Source organism: Nocardioidaceae bacterium, from assembly GCA_018672315.1.
Taxonomy (GTDB): Bacteria; Actinomycetota; Actinomycetes; order Propionibacteriales; family Nocardioidaceae; genus TYQ2.
In genome coordinates this window covers 1,051,163-1,063,800 of record CP076053.1, presented here as the reverse complement: position 1 = coordinate 1,063,800, position 12,638 = coordinate 1,051,163, and the positions used below count along the sequence as shown (strand labels likewise).

Genomic DNA, 12,638 nt, shown 5'->3' with positions numbered 1-12,638 from the left:
CGGCCCGCGTGGCCGCCGCCACCCCACCCGAGGGCACGCGACCTGGGAGGATGACCTCCATGCCCGGCCTCGACCCCGCCTACGCCCCTGGCGAGATCGTCGTGGATCTCGCGGCGGTGAGGCACAACGTACGCCTGCTTCGACAGGTCGCCGGGGTCCCGCTGATGGTGGTGGTGAAGGCCGACGGCTACGGCCACGGCATGGCCGAGGTCGCCGCTGCCGCCCGACAGGCGGGGGCGGAGTGGATCGGTGTCGCCACGCTCGGCGAGGCGATCGCCCTGCGGGAGGCGGGCGATGAGGGCCCGCTGCTCGCGTGGCTGATCCCACGTCACGTCGAACGGTCGCCCGCGGTCGAGACGGGCATCGACGTCGCGGTCTACAGCAGGTCCGAGCTGCGGTCGACGGTCCAGGCGGTCGAGGCTGTCGGCGTCCCCGCGCGCATCCACATCAAGGTCGACACGGGCCTGACGCGCGGAGGCGAGGCGCGGCGCTGGTGGCGCGAGCTCTTCGAGGCCTGCCGCTCGGCGCAGGATGCCGGCCTGGTCGACGTCGTCGGCCTGTGGTCGCACCTGGCGTGCGCCGACGAGCCCGGGCACCCGGCCAACGCGGCGCAGCACGCGGCCTTCGAGGAGGCGTGCACCCTCGCTCGTGACGTCGGGCTGGAGCCCCGCGTACGCCACCTCGCGAACTCCGCCGGCACGCTGCACCACCCGTCGTTGCGGTACGACCTCGTGCGCTGCGGCATCGCGATCTATGGGCGTGCGCCGGCCCCCGCCGTGGCGACCTCGGAGGATCTCGGACTGCGGCCCGCGATGACCGTGCGCAGCAGGCTCGCGCTGACCAAGAGAGCTGAGGCGGGCGACGGGGTCTCCTACGGGCACACGCACGTGCTCGAGGAGCCGACCACCGTCGGCCTGGTGCCCGTCGGGTACGCCGACGGCGTGCCACGTCATGGCCCGGCGCCGGTGCCCATGCTGGTCGCCGACGAGCAGCGCACGGTGCTGGGCCGCGTGTGCATGGACCAGGTGGTGCTCGACGTCGCCGACCTGCACGCGGCGCCCGGGGACGAGGTCGTGCTCTTCGGCGACCCCGCGACCGGCGCACCGAGTGCCCACGACTGGGCGGTGGCCGCCGGCACGATCGACTACGAGATCCTGACCGGCATGGGCGGACGTCTCGCCCGCCGGTTCATCGACAGCGAGGAGGACTCATGAGCGCCCGCGGCCGGATCGCCGGCGGACTGGCAGCACTCGGCGTCGCCGGCGTCGGTGTCGCGGTGGGCGGCGTGGCCCGGCAGAGCCGGCGCATCGCCGCCCGCGAGGGGCACGTCGAGGACCTCGGGTCGCTGCGTGGTGAGGTCAGCACGGTGGTGGCGAGCGACGGTGTCGGCCTGCACGTCGAGATCGACGAGCCCGACGAGGCGGCGACCGGCCCCACCGTCGTCCTCGTGCACGGCTACGTGCTCAACCTGGACTGCTGGCACTACCAGCGCGCTCACCTGCGCGGGCGCCACCGGGTCGTGCTCTACGACCAGCGCTCCCACGGTCGCTCGGACAGCTCCGAGGACGAGAACGCGACGATCGACCAGCTCGGCGACGACCTGCACCGGGTCCTGCAGCACGCCGCCCCGGACCAGCCGGTCGTGCTGGTGGGCCACTCGATGGGCGGCATGTCGATCATGGCGTACGCGGAGGAGCACCCCGAGGCCTTCGGCCCGGTCGTGAAGGGGGTGGCTCTCATCAGCACCACGGCCGGGGGCCTCACCCCCAGCAAGATCGTCGTGCCGTGGCTGCCCCGCCGGCTGACCTCGAAGGTCGCGGACCAGGGGGTGGCCACGCTCGCCCGGGGCTCGCGGTTCGTCGACGTGCTGCGCAAGACCGGCTCCCCGGTGCAACGCGTCATCACCGACCACTACGCCTTCGGCTCCGATGTGTCGACCGAGGTGCTCGACTACGTCGACGACATGATCGGGCAGACGACGTTCGACGTCATCTCCTCGTTCTTCCCGAACTTCGGAGACCTCGACAAGTACGACGTGCTGGACGCTCTCTCGGAGGTGCCGACCTCGATCATCTGCGGCACCGACGACAAGCTCACCAGCATCGAGCACAGTCGCACGCTCGCCGAGATGATGCCGTGGGCCGAGCTCGTCGAGGTCGACGGGGCGGGCCACATGGTGATCATGGAGCGGGAGCACACCGTCGACCGGGCCCTGGACGACCTCCTGGCGGCCGTGGAGCGCGGTGAGCACGATGCGACGACGTGGCGGGACCGCCTACGCCGACGCAAGCGCCGTGACAGGTCGGACGGCTCGGGGTCGTGACACCCGCGCCGCCCCCTCCCATCGAGGTGCTCGCCGCGACGTCGGCGGACGCCGAGGAGGTCTTCGAGGTCATCCGCGCCGCGTTCTCCGCGCGTCCGGCTGTCGACCCGCCCCCGCCGGCGCTGGTCGAGGGACTCGAGGTGGTGCGCGCGCGGCTGGACGAGTCCGGCGGTCTCATCGCGCGGCAGGACGGCCGCACGGTCGGGGCGCTGCTCTTCAACGACCACGGCCGTCTGCTGAGCCTCGAGCGGGTCTCGGTGCACCCGGGTGTCCAGGGCGGCGGTGTGGCGGGGCGGTTGACCCGGGCCGCCGCCTCGCACGCACGCCTGAACGGCTACGAGGGCATGCACATCGTGGCCCGCGCGGACCTCCCGCAGACGGTCGCGTTCTGGCGGCGTCAGCTCTACAACGTCACGGGGCGTACGGGGCCCTTCCTGTCGATGACCAGGCTGTTCGCCGTGGAGGTCACGACCCACACCGCGGAGGAGACCCGCCGCCTCGGCCGTCGGCTCGCCTGGCGGCTGCTGCCGGGCGACCTGGTGATCCTCACCGGCGACCTGGGGGCCGGCAAGACGACCTTCACCCAGGGTCTCGGGGAGGGGCTGCGCGTACGCGGACAGGTCACCTCGCCCACCTTCGTGATCTCCCGGGAGCACCGCGCGTCCGGCGACGGTCCGTCCCTGGTGCACGTCGACGCGTACCGGCTCGGTGGTGCCCCCGAGCTCGACGACCTCGACCTCGACACCCGATTCGACGAGGCCGTCACGGTCGTGGAGTGGGGGGAGGGCGTCGCCGAGGACCTCGCCGACGCCCGGCTGGAGATATCGATCACCCGGTGGCGCGGGGACACCCGCCCCCACGCACACCGAGGCTCGACGCCCAGCGCACCGTCGGCGGAGGGGCGCCTCGGGCCCACCGAGGACCACCCGGACGCGGTCGACCTCACCGCCGAGGAGACCTTCGACGACGAGCCGCGACGCTTCCGCATCAACCCTGTGGGCGACCGGTGGATCGGGGCGGGCCTCGCGGCACTGGTCCGATCGATCGAGGACGCGCAGCCGGTCGAGGAGCCCGTGCGCCGGCCACCGGCCTGACTCCCTCGCATAGCCTTCCCGTCGTGCTGCTCGCTCTCGACACCTCGACCGCGCTGGTGACCGCTGCCGTCCACAGCGGCCGCGTCGAGGAGGCGGGCGAGGGCAGCGGCGAGGTGCTCGCCGAGGCCGTCGCGGACACCCCGATGCGTCACGGCGAGCTGCTGGCGCCGCTGCTGGAGCAGGTGATGACCACCGCGGGCGTCGTACGCACCGACCTGGCGGGGATCGCGGTCGGCACCGGGCCCGGCCCCTTCACCGGGCTGCGCGTCGGCCTGGTCACCGCCCGCACCCTGGCAGCGGTGCTCGGCATCGAGGCGTACGGCGTGTGCTCGCTCGACGTGCTCGCCGCGCAGGCGCAGGCGGAGGGAACGGTGCGCGGCCGCTTCCTCGTGGCCACCGACGCGCGGCGCAAGGAGGTCTACCACGCGGTGTACGACGCGCAGGGCCGTCGCGAGGGCGACCCGTCGGTGGCGCGGCCGGCAGACCTGCCCGAGGAGCTGCGTACGGTGCCGTGCGTCGGCGCCGGTCCGGCGCTCTACCCCGACGACCTCCTCGACGCCGGGGGACCGCAGCGCCCGTCGGCGGGCTGGCTCGCCCGGGTCGTCGTCGAGGGCCTGGCACCGCGCACCGCGCCGGACCCCCTCTACCTGCGCCGTCCCGACGCGGTCGCCTCCCACGCCCGGAAGCTGGTCTCGTGAGCCTGCCCGGTCTGCGCGCCGCCGTCCCCGCCGACGCGACGGCGCTGGGAGCGCTGGAGTCCGCCACGATGGGCCGCGAGGCGTGGACGGCCGACCAGGTGGCCGAGGAGCTCGCGCCGGCCACCGGGAGAGTCGTCTTGCTGCTCCCCGACGACGACCGCTCGGTCGCCTGGGTCGACCTGGCCGTGAACGGTGAGGTCGCCGACCTCCTGCGTCTCGCCGTCCATCCCGACCGTCGACGGCGGGGGATCGGGGCGTCCGTGCTCGGCGTGGGCATCGCGGCGCTGCCTGCGACGGTGGAGCGGGTGCTGCTGGAGGTCTCCGCGGCCAACGCCGCGGCGGAGGCGACGTACGCCGCTGCGGGCTTCGTCCCGATCGCCCGCCGGGCCGGCTACTACCGCGACGGTGCCGACGCGCTCGTCATGCAGCTGACGCTGCACGAGGCGAACGTGGCAGGAGGGACACGATGACGCAGCCCGACGGCCCGCTGGTGCTCGGCATCGAGACCTCGTGCGACGAGACCGGGGTGGGCGTCGTGCGCGGGCGCACGCTGCTCGCCGACGCGGTCGCCTCCAGCGTCGATGAGCACGCCCGCTTCGGCGGGGTCGTCCCCGAGGTCGCCTCCCGGGCGCACCTGGACGCGATGGTGCCGACCATCGAGCGGGCGTGCGAGGAGGCGGGCGTACGCCTCGCAGACCTCGACGCCGTGGCGGTCACCAGCGGTCCCGGTCTCGCCGGTGCCCTGCTGGTCGGGGTGGCCGCCGCGAAGGCGCTGGCCCTGGGGCTCGGCAAGCCGCTGCACGGGGTGAACCACCTCGCCAGCCATGTCGCGGTGGACCAGCTCGAGCACGGTCCGCTGCCCGAGCCGTGCCTGGCGATGCTCGTCTCGGGCGGGCACTCCTCGCTGCTGCACGTCAACGACGTCACCCGCGACATCGACCCGATGGGCGCCACGATCGACGACGCGGCCGGCGAGGCGTTCGACAAGGTGGCGAGGCTGCTCGGGCTGCCGTTCCCCGGAGGCCCCTACATCGACCGGGCGGCACGCGAGGGCACCGTGACGATCGACTTCCCGCGCGGCCTCACCTCGCGCCGCGACCTGGAGCGGCACGAGTTCGACTTCTCCTTCTCGGGCCTGAAGACCGCCGTGGCCCGCTGGGTCGAGGCCCGCGAGCGCGAGGGCGAACCGGTGCCGGTCGCCGATGTCGCGGCGTCCTTCCAGGAGGCTGTCTGCGACGTGCTCACCCGCAAGGCCGTCGCCGCGGCCACCGCCCGCGGCATCGACCACCTGCTGATCGGCGGCGGCGTCGCGGCGAACTCGCGACTGCGGGCGATGGCGACCGAGCGCGCCGAGGCCGCCGGGCTGCGCGTACGCGTGCCACGCCCCGGCCTGTGCACCGACAACGGGGCGATGGTCGCCGCCCTCGGAGCGGAGGTGGTCGCGCGTGGTCTCGCACCCAGTCCGCTGGACCTGCCCGCCGACTCCGCCATGCCCGTGACGGACATCCACAACGACTGATACCGGCCGTACGCTGACCCGATGAGTGAGAACGAGAGAGCCTCACGCCCCAGGGTGCCGGCGGCCGCGGCACGGCTGACGCCCGGCTCGGCGCCGCGAGCCGAACCCGATGGTGGACTGCAGAACATCGCGTGGATCACCGGCGCGACGGGCGTGCTGGTGCTGGCAGCGACGCTCGCGATCGTCGAGGCCGACGCGGCCCTGGTGTGGCTCGTGATCGGTTTCGCGCTGCTGCTGGTGACCATCTGTCTGCTCGTGGGAGTGGCCATCAACGAGCAGCGCGCGATCCTGCGTGAGCAGCGAGGGCTGCTGCGACAGCTCGCGTCACGGCTGCCCGGCGACGGCTGACGCCGCCGGGCTTCCTGCGCTGCCGTATGCGTGGCTAGTGTGAGGCGGGCCACCACCCACCACACGCAGGAGGCAGAAGTGCCGCAGCAGGTCAAGGCCGTCGTCGCCATGTCGAAGGGCGCCCCGGTCGAGGTCGTCACCATCAACGTGCCGGACCCGGGTCCGGGCGAGGCGGTGGTGCAGATCCAGACGTGCGGGGTCTGCCACACCGACCTGCACTACCGCGAGGGCGGCATCAGCGACGAGTTCCCCTTCCTCCTCGGACACGAGGCGGCCGGCATCGTCGAGGCCGTCGGCGAGGGCGTCACCGACGTCGCCCCCGGCGACTTCGTGGTGCTGAACTGGCGTGCGGTGTGCGGTGAGTGCCGCGCCTGCAAGCGCGGCGACCTGCACTACTGCTTCGCGACCCACAACGCCGAGCAGAAGATGACGCTCGAGGACGGCACCGAGCTGTCGCCCGCGCTGGGCATCGGCGCCTTCGCCGAGAAGACGCTGGTGGCCGCGGGGCAGTGCACGAAGGTCGACGAGTCCGCCCGCCCCGCCGCGGTCGGTCTGCTGGGCTGCGGCGTCATGTCCGGCATCGGCGCCGCCATCAACACCGGCAACGCCGGCCGCGGCAAGTCCGTCGCGGTCATCGGGTGCGGTGGTGTCGGCAACGGTGCGATTGCCGGCGCCGTGCTTGCCGGGGCGTCCCCGGTCATCGCCATCGACATCGACGACCGCAAGCTCGCCCACGCCAAGGACCTCGGCGCCACCCACACGCTCAACAGCAAGGAGGAGGACGTCGAGTCGCGGGTCAAGGAGATCTGCGGCGAGCTCTACGAGGGCGCCGAGGGCGCCGACGTCGTCATCGAGGCGGTCGGTCGCCCGGAGACCTGGAAGCAGGGGTTCTACCTGCGCGACCTGGCGGGTGTGCTCGTGCTCGTCGGGGTGCCGACTCCCGACATGAAGGTGCCCGACATGCCGCTGCTCGACGTCTTCGGGCGTGGCGGGGCGCTGAAGTCCAGCTGGTACGGCGACTGCCTGCCCGAGCGCGACTTCCCGATGCTGGTCGACCTCTACCAGCAAGGACGCCTGGACCTGGACAAGTTCGTGACCGAGGAGATCGAGCTCGACGCGATCGAGGCGGCCTTCGACAAGATGCACGGCGGCGACGTGCTGCGTTCGGTGGTGGTCCTGTGAGCGCCGGCATGGGCCTGCGGGTCGACCACACCGTCACCTCGGGCACCTTCAGCCTCGACGGTGAGACCCACGAGGTCGACAACAACGTGTGGATCCTGGGCGACGACGACGAGTGCATCGTCATCGACGCTCCGCACGACGCCGCGGCGATCGTGCGGGCGGTGGGCGGTCGTACGGTCAAGGCGATCGTGTGCACCCACGCGCACGACGACCACGTACGCGTCGCGCCGGAGCTCAAGCGCACCGTCGGTGCGCCGATCCTGCTGCACCCGGCCGACGCGGAGGTGTGGGACCTCACCCACCCCGACGAGCGATGGGACGCGGACCTCGAGGACGGGCAGTCCATCAAGGTCGCGGGCGCCTCGGTGCAGGTGCTGCACACGCCCGGTCACGCGCCGGGCGCGGTGTGCCTGTACGTGCACGACCTGGGCTGCGTGTTCTCCGGCGACACCCTGTTCCAGGGTGGACCCGGGGCGACGGGTCGCTCATTCAGCGACGAGGACCTGATCAAGGAGTCGATCCGGGCCAAGCTGTTCGCGCTGCCGCCGGAGACCGTCGTGCACACCGGGCACGGTCCGGACACCAGCATCGGCGAGGAGCAGCACAACCTCGACGGCTGAGGTTGATGGGCGCTGCCTCGACGGCTGAGGTCGGCGCGACACCCCGTCGCGGGTTTGGGTGCGCCGGCCCAGCCGGTGAGGATGGGGCCGTGGCACGAGGGCGGAGCAGGACGAGGCGTGCCGTCTCGGCCGCGGTCACCGTGCTGGCGTTGGTGCCCGCGGGCGGGTGCGTGCTGCTCGACGACGAGTCCGCACCGCCCCCCGCCGTGGACACCGGTGCCGGGGGCGGTGGGCCCGAATCCGCCGAGCCGCGTCGCGACCCGATGCTCGGCATCACCACCGGGTGGGGGCCCTCCGCCGCGCAGATCGAGCGCGCGGTGCGTCTGGTCCGCGCGATGCCGTTGCGCGACCTCGCCGGCCAGGTCATCGTGGCCGACTACCCGGGGCGTACGGCGCCCACGGCCCTGGTGCGTGACCTGCACCTGGGTGGGGTGATCGTCTTCGACCAGAACGTCGGCGCGAGCCGCGCGCTGCGGAACGAGCTGCGGACACTGCGCCGCGGCGTGGACCGACCGTGGCCGTTGTGGGTCTCGGTGGACCAGGAGGGCGGCCTGGTCGAGCGGCTGCAGGACGACCTGACCCGCTTCCCGACGTTCATGTCCGCCGGTGCGGCCGACCGCGACCGGGTCACCAGGGCCGCAGCCCGCGGCAGCGCCCGGGAGCTCGCCTGGCTCGGCCTGACCGCCGACTTCGCCCCGGTGGCGGACGTGACGGCGGGTCCCGGTGACCCGACCATCGGGTCGCGGTCGGCCTCGGAGTTCGCGCAGCGCGCGTCCCGTGCGGTGACCGCGGCGGGCAGGGGCTTCCTCGACGCCGGCGTCGTGCCCGTGCTGAAGCACTTCCCCGGCCACGGGTCGGCCCCGGCGGACAGCCACGTCACGTTGCCCGTGCTCGACCGCCCGCTGAGCGGGCTGCGGCGCATCGATCTCGCGCCGTTCCGTGCCGGCATCGCCGCGGGGGCCCCGGCGGTCATGGTCGGTCACCTCGACGTGCGCGCCGTCGACCCGCGTACGCCCTCCTCGCTCTCGCGCCCCGTCGTCAGCGGACTGCTCCGTGACCGGCTCGGGTTCGGTGGTCTGGTGGTCAGCGACGCGCTCGACATGGCCGCCGTGACCCGCACCGCGGGCTCGTCGCGACCGGCGGTGCGGGCCCTGCGAGCCGGGGTCGACATGCTGGTGATGCCCCCCTCACCCCGGCTGGCGCGCGACGGGATCGTGGCCGCCGTACGCTCCGGAGCCCTCCCGTTGCGCCGACTGCAGCAGGCTGCCGCCAGGCAGGGGGCGCTGATGCTGCACCAGCGGGCGCTGACCCGGGAGGCGCGCGACACCACCGGCCCGCGCCCGCCGGGCAGCGCGCGTGGGGCCTCGTGGCGGCTCTCCCGGGCGGCCGTCACCCAGGTCGCGGGGAGGTGCGGCGTACGCCACGTGGGCGACCGGGTGCTGCTCACCGGCCCCGCGGACGACGTGGCACGGCTGGGCTCGGCGTTCCGCACCTACGGTGTCGACGTGGTCGAGCCGCCTCCGGCTGCGCCTCGGCGCCGCGGACCTGCACGGGGCGACGGTCGCCCGGCCACGACACCACCGCCTCCGGATGCGACCCGCGTCGCGGTGACCGGCTACCGCGGCGGACCGGTCTCGGGCGACGTCGTCGTCGCCACCGACAGCCCGTGGGCCCTGGGGTCGAGCACGGCGCCGGTGAAGATCGCCGCGTACGGCGACACCACCGGGGCCATGCGCGCGGTCGTGCAGGTGCTCCTCGGCCGTGAGGCGCCCGGCTCGCTGCCGGTCCGCGTGACCGGGGTGGACCGGGGCTGCTGAGAGGTCTCGCCCGCTCAGGACGGGATCTCGACCTCGGGCTCCTCGACCTCGGGCTCCTCGACCTCGGGATCGTCGTCGCAGGCATCCTGCAGCTGCTTCCAGGTCGACTTCAGCTCGTCCCACTCCGCCTTGAGCTCACGCCGCTGCTGCTTGACCAGCACGATCAGCTCGCGCCGGTCGGCCTTGAGCGTCATCCGGACCTCACGCATCTCCTCGCGCGCCGTCCGGAAGGCCTCGAGCGCGTCCTCGAGCGTCAGGACCTCGTCCTGGGACCCGTCCTCGGCCTCGACCGCCATGGTCGGCCTGCCACCCCGCGGGACGTCCGCCGCCGGGCCACGGCCGCCGGGCCCGCCCGCCGACGTCCCGGCGCGACGGGCCTCGCGCACCTCGGCGCGCGCGTCCTTCACGGCCTGCCGTGCGTCCGCGAAGCCTCGCCGCGCGTCCCGGCGCTGCTCCTTGGCGACCTGGGCGACCGGCCCGCGCAGGGACGTGAAGGCGCGACGCGCATCCATGGATGCGGCCTTCGCCGCCGCGACCGCAGCCGTGTCGCATGCCTCGGACTCGTCGCCGGTGTCCTCACCGTCCCCGGTCGCCTCACCGTCCCCGGTGTCGGTCGTGGTGGACGTGTCGTCCAGCACGGCGTCGTCGGCCCCCTCGGCCGAGGCAGGTGCTGCTGTCCCCACCATCGCCAGCGTCGTGACCGCCGCGACGGCGAGTGACGAGATGCGTCGTACCCTCATGGTTTCCCCCTCGGTTGTCGGTCCTCCCGGACCGGTCGTCGTCCCATGGTGGGCAACCGGGAAGGAAGGGTCGAGGGGAGCGCGGCGATTTTTACCGTCCGGGACCACAGTCCTGCGGTATCGACCGCCATCGCTTGCTCAGCCGGCGTCCACGGCATGCCGGGGATCGACGGGGTCGACCAGGAACGCCCGCGCCCCCTGGGGCGTCCGTGCCAGCACGAGGGTGGCCTCGGCGTCCCCACGCAGCGCGAGGCGAGGACGCAGCTGCTCGGGCGTGACCTGCACGCCACGCTTCTTGATCGACAGCCGCCCGATCCCGCGCTCGCGCAGCGCGGCCCGCAGCGCCTTCTCCCGGAAGGGCACCTCCTCGCGGACGCGGTAGCTGCGCGCCAGCGAAGAGACGACCGGGGCCTCGGCCGTGACGTAGGCGAGGTGGGGGTCCACGAGTCGGCCTCCGGCAGCCGCGGCCAGCGCGGTCACCAATCCGGCGCGTACGACGGCGTCGTCAGGCTCGAGCAGGAACGCTCCCACCGGCCCGGTGCCGACCGCCTCGGGTCCCGGGTCGTCGGCGTCGGTCAGCGTCGCGGGGACGTGGTCGCCGAGCACCGTCGCTCGCCGCCGACAGGTCGCCAGCGGCCCGGACCACAGCGCCGCCTCCTTGAGCGAGCCGCCGTCGCTGACGAACTCGGCCTCGACGCCGTCGGGCACCGCGTCGTGCGGCAGGCCGGGGGCGGCCTTGACGACCGCGGTGCCGGTGAGGAGCCGCTGGACGAACGACCACGGGGGGCTCCACGCGTCGGGCGACCAGGTGCGTCCGGTGCCGTCGCGCCGCGCGGGGTCGCACAGGGCGACGTCGAAGCGCCCCACGTCGACCTGCTCGGCGTCGGCCACCGTGACGGCGCCGGGTAGCGCCAGGTCCTGCAGGGTGGCGGCGGCGCAGGCGACGCGTACGGGGTCGCGGTCGACGCCGGCGACGACGAGCCCGGCTCGCGCCGCCGCGACCAGGTCGCCACCAACGCCGCAGCCGAGGTCGACCAGCGACCAGGTCGCGCCGGCAGCGCGCGCCGCCAGCGCCAAGCGGGTGGCCCGGTGGGCGGCGACGGCGCCGCGGGTGGCTTGCTCGAGCGCCTCGGCGGTGAACCACATCCGCGCGGCGTCGGCCCCGAACTTCTCGACCGCGCGCGTACGCAGCTGCACCTGGGTGAGAGCGGCCGCCGCCTGCTGCGGCTCGTACCGGCGTCGGAGCGCGGTCGCCACCGCGAGGTCGTCCGCACCGCCGGTCAGGCCGGCCCGGGCCTCGGCCAGCGCGGCAGCCCCGTCCGGCGTGCGCAACCAGGCCAGCGTCTCGACGTCCACCCCCCGATCCTCCCAGCCCCCACGCCGTCTTCTCCGCCGCGTGGACGCCGCGTGGACGCCGCGTGGACGCCGCGTGGACGCCGCGTGGACGCTGTGTGGGCGCTGTGCCGGCGCCGGGTCGGCGCCGTCGACGCAGACGGCGCGACACGCGCGGGATGCGCGCGCCGAGCTGGTCACCCGGATGAAACGCCGGGCGGCGGGGCACGGCCGGGACGGCCCCGCACACATCCCGCACCCACTCCCCAGGCAAGGACCCCACTCATGACCGCAGTTCTCTTCGGCTCCATCAGCACGATCGCCGACACCTCCGAGATGCAGCGTCACGCGTTCAACGACGCCTTCGCCGAGCACGGCCTGGACTGGAGCTGGGACCAGGACGAGTACCGCCGCATGCTCACCAGCAACGGCGGTCGCGACCGCATCGCGGCGTACGCGGAGGACCGCGGCGAGTCCGTCGACGCCGACGCCGTGCACGCCACGAAGTCACGCCTGTTCCAGCAGGCGCTGGCCGGCACCGATCTCGAACCCCGGTCGGGCGTGGTACGGACGGTGCGCGAAGCCCGCGAGGGCAACCACCAGGTCGCCCTGGTCACCACGACGTCACCGGAGAACGTCGAGGCGCTCCTCACCGCGGTCTCGGCGCACCTCGACCGCGACTCCTTCGACCTCGTGCTCGACCGCGAGACCGTCGACGGCGAGGGCAAGCCGGACCCGGCCGCGTACACGCAGGCACTCGAGCGGCTCGGAGCCGGCTCGTCCGACGCCGTGGCCGTCGAGGACAATGCCGGTGGCGTCTCCGCAGCGGTCGCTGCGGGCATCGTCTGTGCCGCCTTCCCGAACCAGAACACCGCGGACCACCAATTCCCGGGCGCAAGCAGCGTGCTCGACCACCTCGACCTCCACGCCCTGCGAGGGCTGACCCAGAGCTGACCGAGAACCTG

General features: G+C 73.9%; 13 protein-coding genes. 11 read left to right on the top strand and 2 right to left on the bottom strand.

Annotation, left to right across the window (positions count from 1 at the left end):
• Positions 1-59 precede the first annotated feature (59 nt).
• From alr to KLP28_04930, 10 genes are all read left to right on the top strand, one after another.
• Complete coding sequence (alr, locus tag KLP28_04975; GenBank protein QWC86080.1) at positions 60-1,214, top strand: alanine racemase; 1,155 nt, start codon at positions 60-62, stop codon at positions 1,212-1,214.
• Complete coding sequence (locus tag KLP28_04970) at positions 1,211-2,323, top strand: alpha/beta hydrolase (GenBank protein QWC86079.1); 1,113 nt, start codon at positions 1,211-1,213, stop codon at positions 2,321-2,323. The genes alr and KLP28_04970 overlap by 4 nt, the downstream gene beginning before the upstream one ends.
• Positions 2,320-3,417, top strand: a complete 1,098-nt coding sequence (tsaE, locus tag KLP28_04965; protein QWC86078.1) for a tRNA (adenosine(37)-N6)-threonylcarbamoyltransferase complex ATPase subunit type 1 TsaE — start codon at positions 2,320-2,322, stop codon at positions 3,415-3,417. The genes KLP28_04970 and tsaE overlap by 4 nt, the downstream gene beginning before the upstream one ends.
• A 23-nt stretch (positions 3,418-3,440) precedes the next feature.
• Entirely contained in the window at positions 3,441-4,115 is a 675-nt protein-coding gene (gene tsaB, locus KLP28_04960; GenBank protein QWC86077.1) for a tRNA (adenosine(37)-N6)-threonylcarbamoyltransferase complex dimerization subunit type 1 TsaB, read from the top strand.
• Positions 4,112-4,585: a GNAT family N-acetyltransferase gene (locus tag KLP28_04955; protein ID QWC86076.1), complete on the top strand. Its 474-nt coding sequence runs from the start codon at positions 4,112-4,114 to the stop codon at positions 4,583-4,585. The genes tsaB and KLP28_04955 overlap by 4 nt, the downstream gene beginning before the upstream one ends.
• Positions 4,582-5,634 (top strand): tRNA (adenosine(37)-N6)-threonylcarbamoyltransferase complex transferase subunit TsaD, encoded by a 1,053-nt coding sequence (gene tsaD / locus KLP28_04950; GenBank protein ID QWC86075.1) that lies wholly within the window; start codon positions 4,582-4,584, stop codon positions 5,632-5,634. Before KLP28_04955 ends, tsaD begins: the two co-directional genes overlap by 4 nt.
• Positions 5,635-5,655: 21 nt before the next feature.
• A complete protein-coding gene (locus tag KLP28_04945) occupies positions 5,656-5,982 on the top strand; it encodes a hypothetical protein (GenBank protein QWC86074.1) in 327 nt (108 codons plus the stop codon).
• 78 nt (positions 5,983-6,060) lie between these two features.
• Positions 6,061-7,164 (top strand): S-(hydroxymethyl)mycothiol dehydrogenase, encoded by a 1,104-nt coding sequence (locus KLP28_04940; GenBank protein QWC86073.1) that lies wholly within the window; start codon positions 6,061-6,063, stop codon positions 7,162-7,164.
• A gap of 8 nt (positions 7,165-7,172) precedes the next feature.
• Positions 7,173-7,784, top strand: a complete 612-nt coding sequence (locus KLP28_04935; GenBank protein QWC86806.1) for an MBL fold metallo-hydrolase — start codon at positions 7,173-7,175, stop codon at positions 7,782-7,784.
• Between the two features lie 89 nt (positions 7,785-7,873).
• Positions 7,874-9,601: a glycosyl hyrolase family 3 gene (locus KLP28_04930; protein ID QWC86072.1), complete on the top strand. Its 1,728-nt coding sequence runs from the start codon at positions 7,874-7,876 to the stop codon at positions 9,599-9,601.
• Positions 9,602-9,615: 14 nt separating this feature from the next.
• Here the strand turns inward: KLP28_04930 and KLP28_04925 are convergent, their stop codons facing one another.
• Positions 9,616-10,341 carry a hypothetical protein gene (locus KLP28_04925; GenBank protein QWC86071.1) on the bottom strand — a complete coding sequence of 242 codons (726 nt, stop codon included), beginning with the start codon at positions 10,339-10,341 and terminating at the stop codon, positions 9,616-9,618.
• Positions 10,342-10,479: 138 nt separating this feature from the next.
• Positions 10,480-11,697 (bottom strand): SAM-dependent methyltransferase, encoded by a 1,218-nt coding sequence (locus KLP28_04920; protein ID QWC86070.1) that lies wholly within the window; start codon positions 11,695-11,697, stop codon positions 10,480-10,482.
• Between the two features lie 261 nt (positions 11,698-11,958).
• Here KLP28_04920 and KLP28_04915 point away from each other — a divergent pair, with 261 nt between their 5' ends.
• Positions 11,959-12,627 (top strand): HAD-IA family hydrolase, encoded by a 669-nt coding sequence (locus KLP28_04915; protein ID QWC86069.1) that lies wholly within the window; start codon positions 11,959-11,961, stop codon positions 12,625-12,627.
• Positions 12,628-12,638 lie beyond the last annotated feature (11 nt).